This is a genomic window from Erwinia sp. JH02 (assembly GCF_013074405.1).
Taxonomy (GTDB): Bacteria; Pseudomonadota; Gammaproteobacteria; order Enterobacterales; family Enterobacteriaceae; genus Erwinia; species Erwinia rhapontici.
In genome coordinates this window covers 236,203-259,752 of sequence record NZ_JABANZ010000001.1, presented here as the reverse complement: position 1 = coordinate 259,752, position 23,550 = coordinate 236,203, and the positions used below count along the sequence as shown (strand labels likewise).

At 54.0% G+C, this 23,550-nt stretch carries 19 protein-coding genes; 13 read left to right on the top strand and 6 right to left on the bottom strand.

All coding sequences use genetic code 11. The annotated features are described in order from the left end of the window. Positions 1-77 precede the first annotated feature (77 nt). On the top strand, positions 78-1,001 hold the full coding sequence (locus HHI26_RS01170) for a LysR substrate-binding domain-containing protein (protein WP_133841939.1): 924 nt from the start codon (positions 78-80) through the stop codon (positions 999-1,001). A 4-nt stretch (positions 1,002-1,005) separates the two neighbouring features. Here the strand turns inward: HHI26_RS01170 and smrA are convergent, their stop codons facing one another. Next, positions 1,006-1,572 (bottom strand): DNA endonuclease SmrA, encoded by a 567-nt coding sequence (gene smrA / locus HHI26_RS01165; RefSeq protein WP_133841938.1) that lies wholly within the window; start codon positions 1,570-1,572, stop codon positions 1,006-1,008. Positions 1,573-1,927: 355 nt separating this feature from the next. Here smrA and HHI26_RS01160 point away from each other — a divergent pair, with 355 nt between their 5' ends. Both HHI26_RS01160 and uspE read left to right on the top strand, forming a co-directional pair. Beyond that, positions 1,928-2,683 (top strand): FNR family transcription factor, encoded by a 756-nt coding sequence (locus HHI26_RS01160; RefSeq protein WP_133841937.1) that lies wholly within the window; start codon positions 1,928-1,930, stop codon positions 2,681-2,683. Between the two features lie 116 nt (positions 2,684-2,799). Next, the gene (gene uspE, locus HHI26_RS01155) at positions 2,800-3,750 is read left to right on the top strand and encodes a universal stress protein UspE (protein ID WP_133841936.1); all 951 of its coding nucleotides are present in this window, start codon (positions 2,800-2,802) and stop codon (positions 3,748-3,750) included. Between the two features lie 48 nt (positions 3,751-3,798). On the opposite strand, the gene HHI26_RS01150 is transcribed toward uspE, so the two are convergent. After that, a complete protein-coding gene (locus HHI26_RS01150) occupies positions 3,799-5,205 on the bottom strand; it encodes a fructose-specific PTS transporter subunit EIIC (protein ID WP_133841935.1) in 1,407 nt (468 codons plus the stop codon). Between the two features lie 279 nt (positions 5,206-5,484). On the opposite strand from HHI26_RS01150, the gene HHI26_RS01145 reads away from it, so the two are divergent. Further along, positions 5,485-5,982, top strand: coding sequence for a DUF2946 domain-containing protein (locus tag HHI26_RS01145; protein ID WP_238337017.1), 498 nt, complete (start codon positions 5,485-5,487; stop codon positions 5,980-5,982). 181 nt (positions 5,983-6,163) lie between these two features. Then, on the top strand, positions 6,164-6,430 hold the full coding sequence (locus tag HHI26_RS01140; protein ID WP_133841934.1) for a DUF2534 family protein: 267 nt from the start codon (positions 6,164-6,166) through the stop codon (positions 6,428-6,430). A gap of 86 nt (positions 6,431-6,516) precedes the next feature. Here HHI26_RS01140 and pntB read toward each other — a convergent pair whose 3' ends face one another. Further along, a complete protein-coding gene (gene pntB / locus HHI26_RS01135) occupies positions 6,517-7,905 on the bottom strand; it encodes a Re/Si-specific NAD(P)(+) transhydrogenase subunit beta (protein ID WP_133841933.1) in 1,389 nt (462 codons plus the stop codon). A 10-nt stretch (positions 7,906-7,915) separates the two neighbouring features. Continuing rightward, positions 7,916-9,445, bottom strand: coding sequence for a Re/Si-specific NAD(P)(+) transhydrogenase subunit alpha (pntA, locus tag HHI26_RS01130; protein ID WP_167863807.1), 1,530 nt, complete (start codon positions 9,443-9,445; stop codon positions 7,916-7,918). 517 nt (positions 9,446-9,962) lie between these two features. Here pntA and ydgH point away from each other — a divergent pair. Next, a complete protein-coding gene (gene ydgH, locus HHI26_RS01125) occupies positions 9,963-10,913 on the top strand; it encodes a DUF1471 family protein YdgH (RefSeq protein WP_133841931.1) in 951 nt (316 codons plus the stop codon). A 210-nt stretch (positions 10,914-11,123) separates the two neighbouring features. Then, positions 11,124-12,515, top strand: a complete 1,392-nt coding sequence (locus HHI26_RS01120) for an amino acid permease (protein WP_159336569.1) — start codon at positions 11,124-11,126, stop codon at positions 12,513-12,515. A gap of 3 nt (positions 12,516-12,518) precedes the next feature. Here the strand turns inward: HHI26_RS01120 and HHI26_RS01115 are convergent, their stop codons facing one another. Then, entirely contained in the window at positions 12,519-12,950 is a 432-nt protein-coding gene (locus HHI26_RS01115) for a hypothetical protein (protein ID WP_171148417.1), read from the bottom strand. A 177-nt stretch (positions 12,951-13,127) separates the two neighbouring features. Here HHI26_RS01115 and rstA point away from each other — a divergent pair, with 177 nt between their 5' ends. The 6 genes from rstA (at position 13,128) to HHI26_RS01085 (ending at position 19,549) form a co-directional block, all read left to right on the top strand. Continuing rightward, positions 13,128-13,856: a two-component system response regulator RstA gene (rstA, locus tag HHI26_RS01110; RefSeq protein WP_133841928.1), complete on the top strand. Its 729-nt coding sequence runs from the start codon at positions 13,128-13,130 to the stop codon at positions 13,854-13,856. Continuing rightward, positions 13,853-15,142, top strand: a complete 1,290-nt coding sequence (gene rstB / locus HHI26_RS01105; RefSeq protein WP_171148416.1) for a two-component system sensor histidine kinase RstB — start codon at positions 13,853-13,855, stop codon at positions 15,140-15,142. The genes rstA and rstB overlap by 4 nt, the downstream gene beginning before the upstream one ends. A 19-nt stretch (positions 15,143-15,161) precedes the next feature. Then, on the top strand, positions 15,162-16,646 hold the full coding sequence (locus HHI26_RS01100; RefSeq protein WP_167863806.1) for a carboxypeptidase M32: 1,485 nt from the start codon (positions 15,162-15,164) through the stop codon (positions 16,644-16,646). A gap of 327 nt (positions 16,647-16,973) precedes the next feature. After that, positions 16,974-17,441: an acid resistance repetitive basic protein Asr gene (asr, locus tag HHI26_RS01095; protein WP_171148415.1), complete on the top strand. Its 468-nt coding sequence runs from the start codon at positions 16,974-16,976 to the stop codon at positions 17,439-17,441. A 289-nt stretch (positions 17,442-17,730) separates the two neighbouring features. Continuing rightward, complete coding sequence (locus HHI26_RS01090) at positions 17,731-18,537, top strand: serine protease (protein WP_159336566.1); 807 nt, start codon at positions 17,731-17,733, stop codon at positions 18,535-18,537. 121 nt (positions 18,538-18,658) lie between these two features. Further along, complete coding sequence (locus HHI26_RS01085) at positions 18,659-19,549, top strand: N-acetylmuramoyl-L-alanine amidase (protein ID WP_171148414.1); 891 nt, start codon at positions 18,659-18,661, stop codon at positions 19,547-19,549. A 55-nt stretch (positions 19,550-19,604) separates the two neighbouring features. On the opposite strand, the gene hrpA is transcribed toward HHI26_RS01085, so the two are convergent. Further along, positions 19,605-23,504, bottom strand: coding sequence for an ATP-dependent RNA helicase HrpA (gene hrpA, locus HHI26_RS01080; protein ID WP_171148413.1), 3,900 nt, complete (start codon positions 23,502-23,504; stop codon positions 19,605-19,607). Between the last annotated feature and the right edge of the window lie 46 nt (positions 23,505-23,550).

The window sequence follows — 23,550 nt, the reverse complement described above, 5'->3', positions numbered from 1 at the left end:
ATTAAATTTTGCAATAAGGTTAACAAAATACTCAGAGAAAACTTGCCAGTTTATCCGGGCCGTTATTATTCTGCGTAATGGACAAAAAATATCAGTTTAATCAGCGTATTCGTCTGCGCCATTTACATACCTTCGTCGCCGTTGCACAGCAAGGGACGCTGGGACGTGCCGCCGAAACGTTGTCACTCAGCCAGCCCGCTCTGTCGAAGACACTGAACGAGCTGGAGGATTTGGCGGGTGTGCGGCTGTTTGAACGCGGGCGTTTGGGTGCACAGCTAACCACAATGGGAGAACAGTTTCTCACGCACGCGGTACGTGTTCTTGATGCACTTAATCATGCCGGGCAGTCGTTTACATTACCGCACGAAAAATCCCCTGAAGTGATGCGCCTTGGCGTGCTGACCACTGTGGCGCTGGGAATGTTGCCGTCAATTCTCGATCGCTTTCACCAGCAACAGCCACAGGCGATTGTGCAAGTGGCAACGCTGCACAACAATGTACTGATCGCTGCGCTTAAAGCCGGAGAATTTGACGTTGGGATTGGGCGCATGGCCGATCCCGATTTGATGGCCGGGTTGACCTACGAACTGCTTTTTCTGGAGTCCTTGCGCCTGGTGGTACGGCCAGATCATCCACTATTAAGTGACAATGTCACGCTTTCTAAAGCGCTCTCCTGGCCCGTGGTCATTTCACCGGAGGGCACCGCCCCGCGTCGCATTGCCGAAGCCATGCTGAAAGAACAAGGTTGCACGTTGCCAGGCACCCTGGTGGAGACATCCTCAACGTCGCTGGCCCGCCAACTGGCGTTGCGTTACAACTATGTGTGGTTTGTGCCATCGGGCGCGATTAAAGAAGACTTGCTGCATAATGCGCTGGCTGCGCTGCCGATTGCCTCACATGGCCCCGGCGAAGCAGTCGGCATCATGACCCGCTCTGGTGCGCCTCTGACACTGAGTGCCGAGATCCTGCTGGCCACGATCCGAAAATCCCATTCAGGCTGACATATCATCGACTGCGTTTGGCATGACGTTCACGGTTTTCCAGCCGTGCCTGTTCATTCTTACGCAACCCAACGTAGCAGGCCCCCGTGCCGCCATCCTGTGACCGGGCGCAGCAAAATGCCTGTACATCCTCAAACTGCGGCAGCCAGCGCATCAGATAGCTGCGCACGATATTGGCATGTGAGGCATCATCACGCCCTTTTCCATGCACGATCAACACATTGCGCAGACCATCCTGTACGCACTGCAACATAAACAGATACAGGGCCTGACGGCACTGTTCGACGGTGTAACGAATGAGATTCAGCGTGGCCTGCGGCGGGTATTTTCCCTGAAAGAGTTTGTCCAGCACGCCCTGTTGAATTCCTTCCGCTTTGTATTCCAGCGGCGTGGTCAACGGGACGATATCCAGCAGGCCAGTGGTCAGCGGATTATCCAGCTGTGGATCGAGCACCTGGCGCACTTTATTTTGTGAAGAAGGTAACCATAAGGTGCTGGAACAGGCTTTCAGTGGCTTAACGTCTCCCATCGCCTGTTTAAACAGCTCCAGCTCATCAGCGTTGTTGCTCATCACGTTATCCCCGATCAATACGCGCCCTGCGCGCGTTTTCTGCATTTTTCTACAGCTGTGAGTTTAGCAAAAAACGGACAGGCTTCATCCGGGTTGTGTTTGTCCGCTTATTGATACGGATCATGGAGGTGGATTCTGTGGTGAGCTTAACTAAAAAATCGGATATCAAGCCTATTTGGCGGAGGTTAGCCTGCGAATCATCTGATTACAGATTGTTTTTCACACAACTTTTACAGAGATGACGATTATTAATAACGTCCACATATTTATTGTGCCTAAAACTGCTCAGATGAGTTCCCTTGTGTGCGGGAAAAATGGTAAATTGATGTCAGTCAATTATCATCGAGCGTACATTATGATTCCGGAAAAGCGAATTATCACTAGACGCATACAATCGGGTGGTTGCGCCATTCACTGCCAGGATTGCAGCATCAGTCAGCTTTGTATTCCCTTCACGCTTAACGAGCATGAGCTGGACCAGCTTGATAACATCATCGAGCGTAAAAAACCGATTCAGAAAGGACAAACGCTGTTTAAAGCGGGTGACGAACTGCGTTCACTGTACGCGATTCGCTCCGGGACCATTAAAAGCTACACCATCACCGAACAGGGTGATGAACAGATTACCGGCTTCCATCTGGCGGGTGACCTGGTCGGCTTTGATGCTATCAGCGGTAACCAGCACCCCAGCTTTGCTCAGGCGTTAGAAACCGCCATGGTTTGCGAAATTCCTTTCGAAACCCTCGACGACCTTTCCGGTAAAATGCCCAGCCTGCGTCAGCAGATGATGCGCCTGATGAGCGGCGAAATTAAGGGCGACCAGGAAATGATCCTGCTGTTGTCGAAGAAAAATGCGGAAGAACGTCTGGCCGCCTTTATTTACGGTCTGTCGCGCCGCTTCGGCCAGCGTGGTTTCTCACAGCGTGAATTCCGTCTGACCATGACCCGTGGTGATATTGGTAACTATCTTGGATTGACGGTAGAAACCATCAGCCGTCTGCTCGGTCGCTTCCAGAAAAGCGGCATGCTGGCGGTGAAAGGAAAATACATCACCATCGAAAATCATGAAATTCTGTCAGAACTGGCAGGCCAGAGCCGTGCCATCGCCTGACCCGTGCCGGATCGATATTTCTTATTTTATTGATCCGGCAACAACTTTTCCCCTTCTTCCTTTGCCTCGATTGGGCTATCTTTAAGCTGACACGCTCAGTGTAAGGAGAAACCGTTATGGCTCAATATCAAAACATTCTGGTGGCGATCGATCCACAACAGGACGACCAGCCCGCACTTCGTCGCGCTGTTTACCTTAATCAGCGGCTTGGCGGTAAGATTACCTGTTTTCTTCCCATTTACGACTTCTCCTATGAGATGACCACGCTGCTTTCACCCGATGAACGCGTCACCATGCGTAAAGGGGTGATCAGCCAACGCACTGAGTGGATCCGTGAACAGGCGCAGGCCTATCTTGCGGCCGGCGTGCAGATTGATATCAAGGTGATTTGGCATAATCGTCCGTTCGAAGCGATTATCCAGGAAGTGCTGAACAGCAAACACGATCTGGTGATTAAGATGGCCCACCAGCATGACCGCTTACAGGCGGTGGTGTTTACCCCAACCGACTGGCACCTGCTGCGCAAATGCCCGTGCCCGGTCTGGATGGTGAAAGATCAGGCCTGGCCAGAAGGCGGCAAGGCGGTAGTCGCAGTAAACCTCGCCAGCGAAGAGCCACATCACGATCCGTTAAACAGCAAGCTGGTCAGAGAAACGCTGGAGCTGGCCGAACGGGTTAACCATACCGAAGTGCATCTGGTCGGCGCTTACCCTGTTACACCAATCAATATCGCCATTGAGCTGCCAGACTTTGATCCGAGCGTTTATAACGATGCCATCCGTGGTCAGCATCTGGTGGCGATGAAGGCGCTGCGTCAGTCATTCTCCATTGATGAGAAGTTCACCCATGTGGAGAAAGGGCTGCCTGAAGAGGTGATACCAGAGCTGGCCGCACACCTTGATGCCGGTGTGGTGGTGCTCGGTACTATCGGCCGTACCGGGCTATCGGCAGCGTTCCTTGGGAATACCGCCGAGCAGGTTATTGACCACCTGCGCTGTGACCTGCTGGCGATCAAGCCTGACGGTTTCGCCTCTCCGGTCGAACTGGATGATGACGAAGACGATTAATGACCACGGGCGAGCCTGATCCCAGGCTCGCCCTCTCCCTTCCCTCCGCTATGATGACGTTGCCGTTTCCACCACGTCCTTTTTCAGGAACCACAGAATTAACGCCGTCAGCAGTGACCCTGCAGCAATAGCCAGCAGATACGCGGCCAGATTAGCGATCACATTCGGAATAAACATCACAAAAATACCGCCATGAGGTGCACGCGATGCACAACCCAGCGCCATCGATAACGCACCGGCCAGCCCAGAGCCCGCCACAATCGCCGGGATCACCCGTAGCGGATCGGACACCGCATAGGGAATAGCCCCTTCAGTAATAAACGACAGCCCCAGCACCCACGTCACTTTGCCCGTCTCACGTTCGCTGCGGCTGAATTTACGCCGGAACAGCACTGTGGCGAGCGCTATCCCCAGCGGCGGCACCATTCCGGCAGCCATACAAGCGGCAATCGGCCCGTAAATGCCGCTGGACATCAGGCCGATGGCAAACATACACACGGTTTTATTCAATGGCCCGCCCATATCAAAGGCTACCATCATGCCAAACAGCAGGCCAAGAATGGCCGAGTTGGTGTGCCCCAATGCATTGAGGAAGTCCGTCAACCAGCCAAGCAGTAATTTAATCGGCTCGCCAATCAGCCACACCATCAGCGCCCCGGTAATCAGCACGCTCAGTAACGGCACAATCAAAATCGGCTTCAGCCCGGCAATCACCTCTGGCAGACGAATGTAGCGGACAATCATCAGCGTGACGTAACCCGCTAAAAAACCCGCCAGCAGTGCGCCCAGAAAGCCCGACCCGGTGTGAATGGCCATCATGCCGCCCACCGCACCGGAGACAATCCCCATTTTCCCGCTGATGGACTGGCTGATTCCCAGTGACAGGATCGGCAGCATCAGGGCAAATGCCGATCCCCCGCCGATATCGGACAGCATTTTCGCCAGCGGGCTGAAGTTGGCATCACCCGGCGTGGCAGCGGTGATCCCAAATGAGAAACTGAGAGCAATCAGTATCCCTCCGGCAACCACGAATGGGATCATCAGATTGACCCCGGTAATAAGGTGGACATAGATGCTGGAATACCAGCTGTTGCCACTGACAACGGGCACCACATCACCCTCTTCGCTGGCAATCTCCAGCCGGTGTGGGGCTAATTCCCCGGCGGTGATGGCATTGAGCAGCCCTTCGGCGTCTCTTGCCGCCCGGGCTACCGGGACTTCGACGATGTTCTTGTTCTGAAAACGCGCCATATCAACTTTTTTATCGGCGGCGATCAGAACAATATCTGCGGCAGAAATATCATCAGGGCTGAGGATGTACTTGCTCTCAATAGCACCCTGAGTCTCCACTCGCAGGGAAAGGCCCAGCTTTCTGGCGGCTTTTTTCAAATTACTTTCGGCCAGATAAGTGTGGGCCACCCCGGTGGGACAGGCGGTGATGGCGATAATATTCATGGGTGTTCTCCGGTAACAATAAAATAACTGTCGGTTCCGGCCGGAGTCTTATCTAAACAGAGCCCGATGGGAAAAACACTACCAAACACTGTCCCACTGGCGGGACAAACCCTGTACTGTCACTCAACAGCACAGGCTATTTATCGCGGGTATTCACCCTGTAATGAGATTCATTAAAAAATAAAACAGCAAGAAGATGATTAATTAAATTTCCCATTAACATCGGGAATAAAAATCGCTACACTTCATCTATCTTTTCACTCTGCTATAGGTTGACTGTTGGTTTCTTTTTATCGCCTGTCGCAGCGTCGAATACCGGCATTTATCGCTATTATGGCGATCCTGCTGCTGTTCATTGCACCGGATGTCTCTAAAAGTCTGGAACATCAGCGTGTATCAACACCGGATGCCTCTGCCCGTGAAGATCACTCATCGATGGTGTCGATGCATCATGGAGACATGAGCGGCATGACGATGGATGAGATGGCTACCCTGCACTCAGCGCCACCGTCGATGGCAACAACGCCCCCGTCCGATTACGCTCAGCATCATGCGATGCCTGCCGGTATGGGTATGATGGATGACGTTGCCTGCGGTTATTGCCAGCTGCTGGCACATTTCCCCGTACTGCTCATCGTCTTTATCCCGCTAGTTTGGCTGCTGTACCGTCTGACGTTACGGATGCCACCCTCACGCTATGAATCCTGGCTCCCCTCCGCCTTCTTCCCGGGTATTGTACAACCGCGCGCACCGCCTGTTTTTTCATTCTCTTTCTAAGGTTGTTATTTTTATTTTAGTCACTGCTTACGCCTGAAATGAATATGCGACACTCGCAGGAATGTAATTTCAGCGCTTTCGGCCCGCGTGGAAGAAACGCTACAATGTCCACATCAGTCGGGCGGGTAACGTTGATGCCACTTGACGTTAAATTTTAGAAAACAGTAAAGGAGTACACATCATGTCATTATTCCCTCCGGGCAAAAAACGCCGGAATTTCTTTATCGCACAGGCCTGCCTGTGGGTGTGCGCCGCTATCGTGATGACCAAAGCGATCATCGGTGGTGCCATCGATGAATATAATATGCCCTTCTCTACCTGGCCGGTGGAGCTGTATGTTTCTGAGTTCTTTATGATCCTGATATACAGCTCGGTGTTTACCGTGCTGCTGTCTATCCCGCTGTGGTACTGGTTTATCGGCGAGCAGAACCCGGATAGCCGGGGCTAGATCACCGGCAAAAAAAAGAGCTGACCCGTATCAAGGGTCAGCTCTTGTTGTAGGGGGCCACGCTGGTTCTGACGCCCCACGGTTTGTTACAGCGCTTTCAGAATCGCTTCTACCGTTGCTTTCGCATCACCGAACAGCATCTGGGTGTTCTCTTTGAAGAACAGCGGGTTCTGCACACCGGCATAGCCGGTATTCATCGAACGCTTAAACACCACCACATTCTGCGCTTTCCACACCTCCAGCACGGGCATACCCGCGATTGGGCTGCGTGGGTCTTCCTGTGCCGCCGGGTTGACGGTGTCATTGGCGCCGATAACCAGTACGGTATCCGTATCGCTGAAATCATCGTTGATCTCATCCATTTCCAGCACGATGTCATACGGCACTTTGGCTTCGGCCAGCAGGACGTTCATGTGACCAGGCAGACGACCCGCTACCGGGTGAATACCGAAACGCACCTTGATGCCGCGCTCACGCAGTTTGGCGGTGATTTCTGCCACCGGATACTGAGCCTGCGCCACCGCCATGCCGTAGCCTGGGGTGATAACCACCGTGGTGGAGTTTTTCAGCAGTTCAGCGGTGCCCGCGGCATCGATTTCGCGATACTCGCCCATCTCTTCGCCTTCACCGGTTGAGCTGCTGTCAGTACCAAACCCGCCTGCAATCACGCTAAAGAATGAACGGTTCATCGCCTTACACATAATGTAAGAGAGGATGGCACCGCTCGAACCGACCAGCGCTCCGGTGACGATCAGCAGGTCGTTGCTGAGCATAAAGCCCGCCGCCGCTGCCGCCCAACCCGAGTAGGAGTTCAGCATGGAGACCACGACAGGCATATCCGCACCGCCGATAGACGCCACCAGATGCCAGCCGAACGCCAGAGCGATCAGCGTCATTACCACCAGCGCAAAGGCCTGGGTTCCGGTGCTGTCACTGCGCACAAACATAATCAACAGCGCCAGTGAAACCACCAGTGCCAGCAGGTTGAGCTTATGACGATGTGGCAACGCCAGCGGGCGGGAAGAAATTTTGCCGCACAGCTTACCAAAGGCCACGATAGAACCGGTAAAGGTCACCGCACCGATAAAGATACCGATGAAGATCTCGGTCAGATGGATGTTTTCCATCACCGGAAGCAGGCCCGGGCCGTGGTCCAGGTAGCTGTTAACACCGACCAACACGGCAGCCAGCCCCACAAAGCTGTGCAGCATGGCCACCAGCTCTGGCATTTCGGTCATTTCGACTTTCTTCGCCAGACGAATACCGATAGCACCACCGATCACCATCGCCAGCAGGATCCAGGCAACGTTGCCCGTATCCGGACCGAAGATGGTTACCACCAGCGCCAGCGCCATTCCGCTTACGCCAAAAATATTCCCCTGCTTCGAGGTCTCATGTTTAGACAACCCGGCAAGGCTGCAAATAAACAGGATCGCAGCGATGATATAAGCTGCTGTCACTAATCCGCCAGACATGGACTTCCCCTCAGTTTTTACGGAACATTTTCAGCATGCGCTGGGTGACGGTAAAGCCACCAAAGATATTGATGCTGGCAATCAGCACCGCAACGAAGGACAGGAAGCTGACCCAGCCGCCATGACCAATCTGCAACACGGCACCGACGACGATAATGCCTGAAATGGCATTGGTCACCGACATCAGCGGCGTATGCAGAGCATGACTGACGTTCCACACCACGTAGTAACCCACCACGCAGGAGAGCGCAAAGACGGTGAAGTGCGAAAGGAACTCAGGTGGAGCCACATTGGCCAGCCAGCCAAACAGCACAATCGCCAGCACCAGCAGCCCGTATTTACGCAGCGGTGAGACAGGTTTTTCCACCGGTTTTTCGATCGGGGTTTCCACTTTGGCCGCTTTCGGCGCAGCAGACACCTGAATTGGCGGTGCAGGCCAGGTGATTTCGCCATCACGGATCACGGTCACACCGCGGATCACCACATCGTCAAAGTCGATGGTGATTTCACCGTTCTTCTCTTTGCACAGCAGCTTCATCAGGTTCACCAGATTGGTGCCATAAAGCTGAGAAGACTGAGTCGGCAGACGACTTGGCAGATCGGTGTAACCGATGATTTTCACCCCGTTCGGGCTGGTGGTGATGGTATCGGCCACGGTCAACTCACAGTTACCGCCGTTTTGCGCAGCCAGATCGACGATCACGCTGCCCGGTTTCATGGAGGCAACCATTTCTGCGGTGATCAGCGTCGGTGCCGGTTTGCCCGGGATCAGCGCGGTGGTGACAATGATGTCCACTTCTTCCGCCTGAGCCGCAAACAGCGCCATTTCGGCCTTAATAAAGGCTTCCGACATGACTTTGGCATAACCATCACCGCTGCCCGCTTCTTCCTCAAAATCAAGTTCGAGGAACTCCGCGCCCATACTCTGGACCTGCTCTTTCACTTCAGGGCGAGTATCAAAGGCACGTACGATAGCGCCCAGGCTGCGGCCTGCGCCGATAGCGGCCAGACCGGCCACTCCGGCACCAATCACCATCACTTTCGCAGGTGGCACTTTACCGGCGGCGGTAATCTGCCCGGTAAAGAATCGGCCAAATTCATGCGCAGCCTCAACAATCGCACGATAACCGGCGATGTTTGCCATCGAACTGAGCGCATCAAGAGACTGCGCACGCGAGATACGCGGCACGGCATCCATAGACATCACGGTGACGTTACGCGCGGCCAGTTTTGCCAGCAGTTCCGGGTTTTGCGCAGGCCAGATAAAGCTCACCAGCGTGCTTCCGGCACGCGTCAGAGCAATCTCTTCGTCGGTCGGCGCATTCACTTTTAATACGATATCGGACTGCCAGACATTCACCGAATCGGTAATGGTTGCGCCAGCCGCTTCAAAGGCCGCGTCTTCAAAACTGGCGAGTTTACCCGCGCCGCTTTCTACAGCGACGCTAAAACCCAGAGCTAATAACTGTTCAACCGTTTTTGGTGTCGCAGCAGCACGGGCTTCGTTGGGCAACCGCTCTTTGGTAATACCAATAAGCATAATCTTCCCTTTTCTTCAGAGAGTACGATGGTTTGTTCTCATCGTCCCGGCCCTTATGACCGAAACGTAACAGGTTCAAACTGGTTATAACCTACTGAAAATAAGTGTTCCGATCCACCCACAGTCAGTGTCTGGTGATGACTAACCGATAAAAAAGCAGTACAGAACCCTCCAGCGATATATTGAGCCTGAATCAGGATGTAAAGAACGCATTATCTGCTACGATAAAATTTAACATTTACCGACAAACGTTATCAAAAAACATTGATTAACAATGTGTTAACGATATAAGTGTTAACAATTACCAGCTTAAGTGGTTAATGTTTGAAAAATGACACGATTCAGCCAGCTTTCTTCATTATTCTGAAAACGAGAATTGTACTGACATCAAATCCCCACAAAATGGCTGAGACAGCGAACATTATTACATGCAATAATCATCCGCTAATCTGTTACACATCAAGAGTCCAGCACGTTTTTGTACTCATTTTTTGCGTAAGGCGAAGGATTAATTTTTATGAAGCTGAAGAATACCATTCTGGCATCAGCCCTGTTGTCACTCACAGCATTGACCGCCCATGCGGCGCAGGAACTGACGCCGGAGAAAGCCGCTGCGCTGAAACCGTTTGATCGGATCACCATTAGCGGGCGTTTTAATGCCATCTACGAGGCCAGCGATGCCGTATCAAAACGTGCTGATGCGCTTGGTGCAGCCTCTTACTATATTCAGGGTATCAACGATACCAACGGCAACGGCGGCAACTGGAATGTGACGGCCGATCTCTATCATGCCGATGCGCCTGTTGCGCCGAAAAATAAAGATCGCATCATTAATGGCGTACGTGAGCTGACCAAAGCAGAAGCGTTTACTATTGAGCCTTACGACACCGTCAGTGCCAGCGGCTTTTTCCGCAGCCAACCTGATGTCAATGATGCCATTACCCGTGCAGCAAAAGAGAAAGGCGCAGAGTCTTTCTTTATCGTGCGTCAGATCGACACCAACAGCGGTGGCAATCAGATTATCACGGCTTACATCTATAAAGCCGATGCGCCTAAGCGTCAGGTGCAGTCTCCTAACCTGATCCCGGCGGATTCCGAAGCAGGTAAAGCCGCGCTGGCAGCGGGCGGTGCGGCAGCGAAAACGGTTGAACTACCGGGTGTGGCATCCAATGAAACCCCAAGCAACAAAGTGGGCCGTTTCTATGAAACCCAAAGCTCAACCGGTAAGCGTTACACCGTGACTCGCCCGGATGGCAAAAGTGTGCAGGAAGTGAATGCCATTACTGCGGCGCAGATGCAGCCGTACGATAGCGTGACCTTCACCGGCCACTACAGCACCCCGACTGAAGTGTCTGAAGAAGTGGGTCGCCGTGCGATCGCTAAAGGTGCCAAGTATTATCACGTCACCCGTCAGTGGTCGAATCAGAGCGGCGGTAACCTGACCGTCTCTGCGGATCTCTTTAAGTAACGTCTCTTTGCGGGGCAACTGCCTGGTTGCCCCGTCGTTATGAATAATTCCCGTCTCTTTTTGCATAGTAAGTCATTGCATCCTGCCGCCGCTATCCGTAAAATCCCCCGCCACTTTCAGGCGTTTCGTTGCTTTTTCCGGCCTCACATCCTGAGTTAAAACCAACATGGTCGTTACAACTGGTGTTTTATTCTGTAACCGGAGTTTTTCTTGGACAAAAAGTTAGGTCTCACCGCGCTGACGGCGCTGGTACTCAGTTCTATGTTAGGCGCGGGCGTGTTTAGCCTGCCACAAAATATGGCGGCGGTCGCCAGCCCGGCTGCCCTGCTGATTGGCTGGGCCATCACCGGTGTGGGGATCGTGCTACTGGCGCTGGCCATGCTGCTGCTGAGCCGCTTGAAACCCGAGTTAGATGGCGGCATTTTCACTTATGCAAAGGCGGGATTTGGCGAACTGATTGGCTTCTGTTCTGCCTGGGGTTACTGGCTGTGTGCCGTGATTGCCAATGTGTCCTACCTGGTGATCGTTTTCTCCGCCATGAGCTTCTTTACTGACTCTCCCGGCCATATCATTTTTGGCGATGGCAACACCTGGCAGGCCATGCTTGCAGCCTCAATCCTGCTGTGGCTGGTGCATGCGCTGGTGCTGCGCGGTGTGCAGACGGCGGCCAGCATTAATCTGATCGCAACGTTGGGCAAACTGCTGCCGTTGGGCTTATTTGTCCTGCTGGCCATTGCCGCGTTCCATTACGATCGTTTTCGCTTCGATTTCAGCGGCGTCGCACTGGGGAAACCGGTCTGGCAGCAGGTGAAAGACACCATGCTGATTACGCTGTGGGTATTTATCGGTATTGAAGGTGCGGTGGTCGTTTCATCGCGTGCGCGAAACCGTCGTGACGTGGGACGTGCCACGCTGCTGGCGGTCACGGCGGCGCTGGCGATCTACCTGCTGGTGACGCTGCTGTCACTCGGGATCGTCCCGCGTGCCGAACTGGCTGAAATGCGCAATCCCTCAATGGCCGGATTGATGACCGCCCTGATCGGCCCCTGGGGCAACCTGGTGATTGTCAGCGGCCTGATTGTTTCTGTCTGCGGAGCTTATCTGAGCTGGACCATCATGGCAGCGGAAGTGCCGCTGGTGGCGGCACAGCATGGCGCGTTCCCACGCGGTCTGAGTCGGCAGAATGTACGGGGCGCTCCTTCTGCATCGCTGTGGCTGACCAATGGCTGTGTGCAGGTGTGTCTGATCCTGATCTGGCTGACCGGCTCCGATTACAACACATTGCTGACCATTGCTTCTGAGATGATTCTGGTGCCCTATCTGCTGGTCGGTGCTTATCTGTTTAAGGTCGCGCGTGAATTAAATAAACCCGGGGCGATGATGGTGGCGCTGGGTGCCAGCGTCTATGGTGTGTGGCTGCTGTACGCGTCGGGCCCGATGCATCTGCTGCTGTCGGTAGTGCTTTACGCGCCGGGGATGGTGTTGTTTCTGTTTGCCCGCCGTGGCGGCCGCGCCGGGACGTCATTGCACCGCGTTGAAAAATCGATCATGGTGCTGCTGGTGATCACCGCCCTGCCTGCCGTCTGGATGCTGACCCGTTAAGGGTCAGTGTGTCAGCTGCGGGAGTATCACGCTAAGGCGATCGTCGAGCTGCTCAAGCTTGAGCGGCCTGGCGTACTCCTGGCGAATAGCAACCAGCTGTGATTCGGACAAGGGGTAAGGCATCAGGATATCAAACTGCCCAATGTGCTGCTGTTGCGCCAGGGTGATCAGACGGGCGATATTGATTTCATCGCTGACCTGGGTCGAGATGATTTGCAGCGCGAGGTCTTTCAGCGGTTCGGATGATGAAGGCGGGGTGGTGGCTGACTTGCGGGTAATCATGCCAAAAAACGGGATCACACCATAGATGGCGTCAACAAAGCTCCAGCGTTTTTTACAGGATGCGGAGAGGAAATCGATATAGTTGAGGCAGATACGATCACTGTACTCTGCTGCAGCCAGCTTCTCTTCTGACACTCTTATCTCCTTATCCATTTCGACGCAAGAACAGCCCTGACCGGGCTCGACACCGCACACCCTTTCAGGCGCGGGATATAATGACATATTCGACTGAGTTTGTACTACATTCCCCCTAACATTTAGCGCTGATTAATGGTCGTTGCGACCAGGAAAGGATAAGCTACGGTTTCCAATAGCCTGATACCCGGCCCTATGAACAAAATTGTATTTGTCGAAGATGATAAAGATGTTGGTGAACTGATTGCTGCCTATCTGGGCCGGCATGACATTGACGTTATTGTAGAAAGCCGTGGCGATCGCGCGGAAGAGACTATTGCTGCCGCGAATCCTGACCTGGTGATGCTGGACATTATGCTGCCAGGCAAAGATGGCATGACGCTGTGCCGCGATTTGCGTACGCGTCACAGCTGGTCAGGCCCTATCGTGCTGCTGACGTCGCTGGACAGCGATATGAATCATATTCTGTCGCTGGAGATGGGGGCAAACGACTATATTCTCAAGACCACGCCGCCTGCGGTGCTCCTTGCACGTCTGCGGCTGCATCTGCGCCAGGCAGGGATCAATAGCCAGCATGAAGAGATAGCCCCTGGGATTGCGGGTCAGAAAGCCCTGCGTTTTGGCACCTTAAGCATCGATCCGATTAACCGCCAGGTCACGCTTTCCGATGAGATTGTCGCCCTCTCCACCGCCGATTTCGATCTGCTCTGGGAGCTGGCAACCCATGCAGGCACCATTCTTAATCGTGATGCGCTGCTAAAAACGCTGCGCGGCGTCAGTTATGACGGTATGGACCGCAGCATTGATGTAGCGATTTCTCGCCTGCGTAAGAAGCTGCTGGACAGCGCCACCGAGCCTTACCGGATTAAAACCATCCGTAATAAAGGCTATCTGTTTGCGCCGCACGCCTGGGATGCACAATGAAAAAACTGTTTATTCAGTTTTACTTGCTGCTGTTTGTCTGTTTCCTGGTGATGGCAATGCTGGTTGGGCTGGTGTACAAATTTACCGCCGAGCGCGCCGGGCGTCAGTCGATGGACGATCTGATGAAAAGTTCGCTGTACCTGATGCGCAGTGAGCTGAGGGAGATCCCCCCGCGCGACTGGAATAAAACCATCGACAACCTCGACCTCAATTTGTCATTTAAGCTGCATATTGAGCCAATGAGCAAATACCAGCTCGACCCCGGGACGCTGCGCCGCCTGCGTTCGGGTGAGATCGTGGTGCTGGACGATGAATACACCTTCTTACAGCATATTCCGCGCAGCCACTATGTGCTGGCCGTCGGCCCAATCCCCTATCTGTTTTACCTGCATGAGATGCGCATTCTGGATATCGCGCTGCTGGCGTTTATCGGTATTTCACTGGCGTTGCCCGTGTTTATCTGGATGCGACCGCACTGGCAGGACATGTTAAAGCTGGAGAATGCCGCGCAACGCTTTGGTCAGGGGCACCTCGAGGAACGTATTCATTTCGACAGCACCTCCAGCCTGCTGCGCCTTGGCGTGGCATTTAACCAGATGGCCGATAATATCAACACGCTGGTCACCAGTAAGAAACAGCTGATTGACGGCATCGCGCATGAATTACGCACCCCGCTGGTTCGCCTGCGTTACCGCCTGGAAATGAGTGATAACCTGACGGAAGCCGAGTCTGCGGCGCTTAATCGCGATATCGGCCAGCTGGAGTCACTGATCGAGGAGCTGTTGACGTATGCCCGTCTGGACCGTCCGCAGGTTAACCTGAATTTGCAAACGCTCGATCTGGCCCAGTGGCTGCATGAACGACTGGACGATATCCGTTCGGTTAAGCCGGCGTTTGATATTGCCCTGGATACGCCGCAGCGCGAGAATATTGGCGTTGCCGATACCCGTCTGATGGAGCGCGTGCTCGATAATCTGGTGAATAATGCCCTGCGTTATGCCGATCAACGTCTGCGGGTCGGCCTGTGGTTTGATGGCGATATGGCGTTCTTGCAGGTTGAGGATGACGGTCCGGGGATCCCACTGGACGAACGTCAGCGGGTCTTTGAACCCTTTGTACGCCTTGATCCCAGCCGCGACCGCGCGACCGGAGGCTGTGGACTTGGCCTGGCCATTGTCCACTCGATCGCCCAGGCTTTTGGCGGCTATGTCATCATCGACAGCAGTCCGCTTGGGGGCGCCAGCGTGCGTTTTTGCTGGCCAGTGACCCCCACTCTGCACTCTTAAACTCTCAATAAGGAAATCTATGTCTTCTTCCTATGCTCACCTGACACGTACCTTCCAGCGCCTTTCCCGCTTCGGCCATCTGTCGGCCATTGCAGGCTGGGATATGATGACCATGATGCCCGCGGGCGGCAGCCGCGCGCGCGGTGAAGCGCTGGCGGAGCTGAGCGTCCTGCGCCATGAAATCCTCACCGCGAAAGAGGTGGGTGTCTGGCTGCAACAGGCACAGCAGGAAGATCTGGATGATGTGGCACAGGCCAACCTGGCTGAAATGCAGCGCGCCTGGCAGCAGGCCTCGTTGCTGCCGGCTTCATTGGTAGAAGCCAAGTCTATTGTGGGATCGCGCTGTGAACATGCCTGGCGCCAGCAGCGTCCGGCCAATGACTGGACCGGGTTTTCCGCCAATCTGAAAGAAGTGGTAAAGCTGAGCCGTGAGGAGGCTGAAATCCGCGCTCAGGCCAGTGGAAAATCGCGTTACGATGCCCTGCTGGATGTGTTCGAACCCGGTATGACCAGCGCCAAACTGGATAAAACCTTTGGTGACCTGAAGCAGTGGCTGCCGAATCTGTTACAGCAGATCGTTGAACAGCAGGCTGGCGAAATTGTCGATCGCCCTGAAGGGCCTTTCCCCCAGGCATCACAGCAACAGCTGGGTCTGGCGATTATGCAACAGTTGGGTTTTGATTTTAACGCCGGGCGCCTTGATATCAGTGCGCATCCCTTCTGTGGTGGCGTACCCGAGGATGTCCGTATCACCACGCGCTATAACGAAGCCGAGTTTATCAGCGCCATGATGGGAGTTATCCATGAAACCGGGCACGCGCGCTACGAGCAAAATCTGCCTAAGCAGTGGGCCAATCAACCCGTGGCGCTGGCGCGATCAACCGCCATTCACGAATCGCAAAGCCTGTTCTTTGAAAAGCAGCTCGGCCGCAGCCCTGAATTCCTCAGCCTGATCCGCCCGCAGGTACAGTTGCTGCTGGGCGACCGCCCGGAACTCAATGAAGCGAACTTTATTGCTCTGAACCAGCGTGTGAAGCCTGGGTTGATCCGCGTGGATGCCGATGAGGTCAGCTATCCGGCACACATTATTCTGCGCTATGAAATTGAACGTGCCCTCATTAGCGGCGAGATTGAAGTCGAGGATATCCCGGCGCTGTGGGACGAGAAAATGCTGGCCTGGCTGGGCCTGGATACGCGTGGCAATTACCGTGACGGTTGTATGCAGGATATTCACTGGACGGACGGTGCATTCGGTTACTTCCCAACGTATACACTGGGCGCGATGTATGCTGCACAGTTGTTCCAGGCCGTGAAGCGGGCGATCCCGCAGGTTGATGAACAGATCCGTCAGGGTGACCTCCAGCCGGTGTTTGACTGGTTACAGCAGAATATCTGGCAGCATGGCAGCCGTTTCAGCACCCGCCAGTTGATTGAAAATGCCACCGGGGAAGATCTGAATCCGCACTATTTCCGCCAGCACCTGGAAAGCCGTTATTTGAAGTAACCTGCCTGTGGGTCAGGCGTGCCTGACCCCTACACGTTCCTGCCCCTGGCCGAGGCATGCCTGACCCCTACACGTTTCTACCCCTGGTCGAGGCGTGCCTGACCCCTACACGTTTCTGCCCCTGGTCGAGGCATGCCTGACCCCTGCGCGTTTCTACCCCTGGTCGAGGCATGCCTCGACCTTTTTCTGCGTATCGCCCCTCTTGTACAATCGGTTACACGCCGATACCAATCACTCACGGAAAGCCCTCACTGATTCCCTTATAGTCTTTTCACCGGCCCCAGAGTGGGCTGACACCTGAACTAAAAACACCTTGAGGGTTTTGCAATGAAAAAATTATTTGCTCTGGTTGTCGCTGCTACAATGGGTCTGTCTTCTGTTGCTTTCGCGGCTGAAACAACGGCTGCTCCAGCTACCACCGCTGCACCGACTGTGGCTGCTGCTACCAACACCACCGCTGCTCCAGCACCAGTGAAAGCGTCTGTTAAGCATGTGAAAAAACACAAGAAAGCGGCTGTGCAGAAAGCCCAGGCCGCTAAAAAGCACCACAAAGCGAAAAAAGCAGCTGCACAGAAAGCTCAGGCGGCTAAAAAGCACCACAAAGCGGCTAAAAAACCTGTAGCTCAGAAAGCTCAGGCTGCTAAAAAACACCACAAAGCAGCAACCAAACCTGTAGCTCAGAAAGCTCAGGCTGCTAAAAAGCACCATAAAGCAGCAACCAAACCTGCTGCTCAGAAAGCCCAGGCTGCTAAAAAACACCACAAAGCAGTGAAGAAAGCCGCTCCTAAAGCGTAATGACTGACGGCCGGGGTATTATACCTCACGTACATTAGTTCACTCAAACACCCGGTTCTGCCGGGTGTTTCTTTAAGGAGTTTCGGATGATGGTTCGTCGCTATTTATTCGAAATCATTCTGGCTGTGATGATCTTATGTGGCCTGGTAGCCGCCAGCTTTTACCTGTAATCAGGGTTGCTGTAGCGTGCTGATATTCCAAATTAATCTCCCTTTTCCAGCACTATCCGTCTATAGTTACTGCACTAGCATAATCACTGATATCAACGTTTTTCCAGCCTGAGAAAAATATGCGTCTGACCGCTGTGTTATTGATAGGTTTCCTTACCGTGTCCTGTTACACCCATGCCGAAGATCCCGAGCGGAGCGACGCTGACACGCAAACACTGTTTTTTGGTAAAGATGACCGCCAGCCCGTCAGCGAGACAGCTTCTGTACCCTGGGAAGCCATTGGCCAGCTGGAAACTGAAAGCGGCAACCTGTGCAGCGCGACGCTGATTGCTCCTCATCTGGCGCTGACCGCCGGACACTGCCTGCTTGCCCCACCGGGAAAACCCGACAAAGCCGTTGCCCTGCGTTTTATCTCCAGTGATAACGGCAGCTGGCGTTATGAGATCCACGATATTGAAGCGCGTGTTGATCCGGCCCTGGGGAAAAAACTGAAGGCTGATGGTGATGGCTGGATTGTCCCGGCTTCCGCTGCGCCTTATGATTTTGGCTTGATTATTCTGCGTAATCCCCCTTCCGGGATTGTCCCTATTCCATTGTTTTCCGGGTCGCGCAAAGATCTCACTGCCGCGTTAAAAATGACAGGTCGCCGCGTCACACAGGCGGGTTATCCGGAAGACCATCTCGATACGCTCTACTCTCACAACGACTGTCTGATCACCGGTTGGGCGCAAAAAAATGTGCTTTCACATCAGTGTGATACGTTACCGGGTGACAGCGGTTCACCGTTATTGTTAAAGGTTGATGGCAACTGGCAGCTGATCGCGGTGCAGAGTTCGGCCCCGGCGCCCAAAGATCGTTATCTGGCGGATAACCGGGCCATTGCTGTGACCGCATTTCGTGACAGCCTGGAAGCACTGGCACAATAAGGATGACACGGTAAAAAATGCGCTGGCATAGCATCGCCGTTTTTATCGCTATTTAGTGGATATTTCTATTTAAGTCCCTCGTCGATAATGTCACTGACTTTTCAGTGTTCAAGGATGAGGTATGAAAAAAATAGCGTTGATGAGCCTGATTTTCTTCATCGCAGGCTGCACCAAAAACCAAAGTCTTCCGCAATCAGGTAATCCGCTCCAACGGACGGGTTATCTGGTTAACATACAACACCCTTCCCAAAGCCAGAATGAGCGTGTGCGATTTCTGATCCTGCATTACACCGCCGCCAATGATACTGACTCAATGCGTCTGCTCACCCAGGGTAATGTCAGTGCACATTATCTCGTGCCCTCTGCCAACAACCCGTTACTGAGAAAAAATACGATTTATCAATTGGTTGCCGAAGATAAGCGCGCATGGCATGCCGGTGTCAGCGCCTGGAATGGTCGCACGAACCTGAATGACAGCTCTATTGGCGTCGAAAATGTGAATCTGGGCTATGAACAGAATTTAATGGAGCGGGAATGGTATGCGTGGGATGCCAGGCAAATCAAACTGCTTGCCCGCCTCGCCAGCGATATCATCAAACGCTATGATATTACGCCGGATAACGTGCTCGGTCACAGCGATGTGGCCCCCACACGAAAAGTTGATCCTGGCCCACTCTTTCCGTGGAAACAGTTAGCCGATGAAGGTATCGGTGCCTGGCCGGACAGCAGCACCGTACAGCAGTTTCTGGCGGGCCGTGCACCCAGTGATACCGGTTCACCCGTTAAAATTCAGGCTTATCTGGCCCGTTATGGTTATTCAATCCCACAAACGGGCGTCATGGATGCCACTACCCGACAGGTCATTGCGGTGTTTCAGATGCACTTTCGTCCGTCTGATTACAGCGGCATCGCCGATGCAGAAACCGAGGCCATTGCCGCTGCGCTGGTGGAAAAATATCGCGGCGATACGCAACGTATCGCTTCCCAGCAGGAGAGTAATACCGATTTATAACGTTGTCCCTGCCAGCATGAACCGGCTGGCAGGGTAATGATTACTCAACACCTCGTTACAACGTCACTTGCTCCATCGCCTGTAGGATACGTTTTTCCGAGATAGGGAAAGGCGTCCCTAACTGTTGAGCAAAGAAGCTGACACGCAGCTCTTCAATCATCCAGCGGATATCCTGCACATCCTCATCATCTTTACGTTCCGGCGGCAGCTTGTTGAACCACTGTGTCCACGCCTGCTGAACGGATTCGACTTTAAGCATACGCGCACGATCGCTGTGCGGATCAACCGCCAGCTTTTCCATACGGCGTTCAATCGCCTGTAAATAACGTAAGGTATCAGCCAGGCGCTTCCAGCCGTTGCCCGTCACGAAGCCGCGATACACCAGGCCACTCATTTGCGCTTTGATATCCGACAGCGCCAGCGCCATCGTGATATCGACGCGCCCTTTCAGACGTTTATTGATATTGAATACCGAGGTCAGGATCTGCTCGACCTTTTTGGCGATGGCTACTACTGTGTCGTTCAGTTCAGCACGCACTTTATCATGCAGCTTCGCGTATCCCTGTTCCTGCCAGCTTGGGCCACCCGACTCAGCGATCAGTTTATCGACCCCACAGGCAATACAGTCATCAATTAAATCCAGCACCTTACCGTAAGGGTTAAAATACAGCCCCAGCTTGGCTTTATTCGGTAATTTTTCGTGCAGATACTTAATCGGTGAGGGAATATTCAGCAGCAGTAAACGCCGCTGCCCGCGCCACATCGCTTTTTGCTGTTCGTGCTGAGAGTCAAACAGGCGGATCGCCACGCTGTCTTTCTCATCCACCAGCGCAGGCCAGGCTTTCACACTGTAATTGCCGCGCTTCTGCTCGAAATGGTCCGGCAGATCGCCAAAGCTCCAGATATGCAGCCCATTCTGTTCCAGTCCGTCATCGGCCACTTTAGACAGCGTTTCCTGAACCTTACCTTTGAGCTGGAGTTTCAGCGCAGAGAGATCTTTGCCTTCGGCCAGTTTGTGGTTATTTTCGTCAATAATGCGGAAGGTAATTTTAAGATGATCGGGCACCTGTTCCCATTGCCAGGCTTCGCGATCCAGCGTGACGCCCGACATGCGGCGGAACTCACGTTCCATCGACTCCAGCAGCGGCAGCTCCAGCGGCGTGGCTCGTCCGAGAAATGCTTCAGCGTAATTGGGCGCCGGGACAAAGTTACGACGCAGCGGTTTAGGCAGTGATTTGATCAGCGCAATCACCAGTTCCCGACGCACGCCCGGGATCTGCCACTCAAAGCCCTTCTCTTCAACCTGATTGAGCAGCGGCAGCGGAACATAAACCGTGACGCCATCCGCGTCGGCACCCGGTTCAAACTGATAGCTCAGACGCAGCTTCAGGTTGCCCTGATGCCAGAAGTTCGGATAGTCGAGCTTACTGACGTTCTCCGCGCCCTGCTTGATCAACATCTCGCGGGCGAAATTAAGGCGGTCCGGCTCTTCGCGACTGACGGTTCGCCACCAGCTGTCAAAATGCCGGGCAGAGACCACCTCGTGGCTGATGCGCTGGTCGTAAAAATCAAACAGCGTTTCGTCGTCAACCAGAATGTCGCGGCGGCGGGATTTGTGCTCCAGCTCTTCCACTTCCGTGCGCAGCTTGAGGTTGGCCTTGAAGAACGCATGGCGCGTTTGCCAGTCGCCTTCGACCAGCGCATGACGGATAAACAGCTCACGCGACAGCACCGGATCAATCTGGCCGTAATTCACCTTGCGCGCCGCGACAATCGGCAGCCCGTAAAGCGTCACTTTTTCATTGGCCATCACCGCGCCCTGGCCTTTTTCCCAGTGCGGTTCACTGTAGCTGCGTTTGAGCAGATGCTGTGCCACCGGCTCTATCCACTCCGGCTCAATACGGGCAGCAATGCGCCCCCACAGGCGGCTGGTTTCTACCAGTTCGGCCACCATCGTCCACTTGGGCGGCTTCTTAAACAGGCCAGAGCCAGGGAAAATGGCGAAACGCGCATTACGCGCACCGGTAAACTCCTGTTTATCAGCGTCTTTCTGGCCAATATGAGACAGTAATCCGGTGAGTAGCGCAGTATGGATCTCGCGAATTTCAGCGGGAGCACTGTTCACTGGCAGCCCCAGTTCACGCACCACCTGACGCAGTTGCGTGTAGATGTCCTGCCATTCGCGCACCCGCAGGTAGTTCAGGTAGTCCGTTTTACACTGACGACGGAAATGGCTGGAAGACAGCGCTTTCTGCTGCTCCTGCACGTAGTTCCACAGGTTAACAAAGGCGATGAAATCAGAGTCTTTATCGGCAAATCGCTGGTGCTTTTCGTCTGATGCCTGCTTTTTCTCGGCCGGACGTTCACGCGGGTCCTGAATCGACAGCGCGGCGGTAATGATCATCACTTCACGCACGCAGCCATATTTCTGGGCTTCCAGCACCATTTTTGCCAGACGCGGGTCAACCGGGAGTTGGGCCAGCGCACGACCCGACGTCGTCAGCTGATAGTGCTGGCTCTCATTCAGAGTGATCGCACCCAGCTCTTCCAGCAGGCGCACACCGTCCTGAATATTGCGTTGGTCAGGGGCTTCCACAAACGGGAAGGCGGCAATATCACCCAGCCCCAGCGCAGTCATTTGCAGGATGACGGAGGCCAGGTTGGTACGCAGAATTTCCGGATCGGTGAAGGCCGGACGGCTGAGGAAATCATTTTCATCATACAGACGAATACAGATCCCTTCGGATACGCGCCCGCAACGCCCTTTACGCTGATTGGCTGACGCCTGTGATATCGGCTCAATCGGCAAACGCTGCACTTTAGTACGGAAGCTATAGCGGCTAATACGCGCCGTACCCGGGTCAATCACATATTTAATGCCCGGCACCGTCAGTGACGTTTCGGCTACGTTAGTGGCCAGCACAATGCGCCGTCCAACGTGGGACTGGAACACACGGTTCTGTTCTGCATTCGACAGACGCGCGTAGAGCGGTAATACCTCAGTGTGCGGCAGGTCGCGTTTCATCAGGGCATCAGCGGTGTCGCGAATTTCGCGTTCGCCGCTCATGAAAATCAGGATATCGCCACGACTCTCTCTGCCCAGTTCATCCACCGCATCAAAAATAGCCTGAAGCTGATCGCGGTCAGTATCGTCAGCATCTTCCACCACCGGGCGGTAGCGTACTTCCACCGGGTAAGTGCGGCCAGAAACTTCAATCACGGGTGCGTTGTGGAAATGTCGGGAAAAACGCTGCGGGTCGATGGTCGCTGACGTGATGATCACTTTCAGATCAGGGCGTTTTGGCAGCAGCTCGCGCAGATAGCCCAACAGAAAATCGATATTCAGGCTGCGCTCGTGCGCTTCATCGATGATGATGGTGTCGTACTGCATCAGCAGGCGATCCTGCTGAATTTCAGCCAGCAGTATGCCGTCGGTCATCAGTTTGACCTGCGTGGTGTCGCCAACCTGATCGTTGAATCGCACCTTGTAACCCACACAGCCACCCAGCGAGGTTTCCAGTTCGGCGGCGATACGATCGGCCACGGTACGCGCTGCCAGGCGGCGCGGCTGGGTGTGACCAATCAGCCCGCGAATACCGCGTCCCAGCTCCATGCAAATCTTCGGCAACTGCGTGGTTTTACCTGAACCGGTTTCCCCCGCCACAATCACCACCTGGTGATCGCGGATCGCGTCAGCAATATCCTGTTTCTTCTGGCTAACGGGTAAATTTTCCGGGTAGCGGATAGTTGGCCTGGCGGCAAGACGTGCACTGACCCGCAATTCTGAGGCCGCAATATCACCACTCAGTTCCTCAATCAGCGCATTCAGCGCCGTTGGATTTTTAATTTTTTTTGCCCCCTGAAGGCGGCGCTGCAGACGCTGGCGGTCGCGCAGCATCAGCGAATCCAGCCGCGAATAAAGAGGCGTCAGGGCAGATTGTGGCGTATCAGACATGGTAGTAAAGCTCGCTTTGTCGCCGTGACATTGGGCGACATGGATT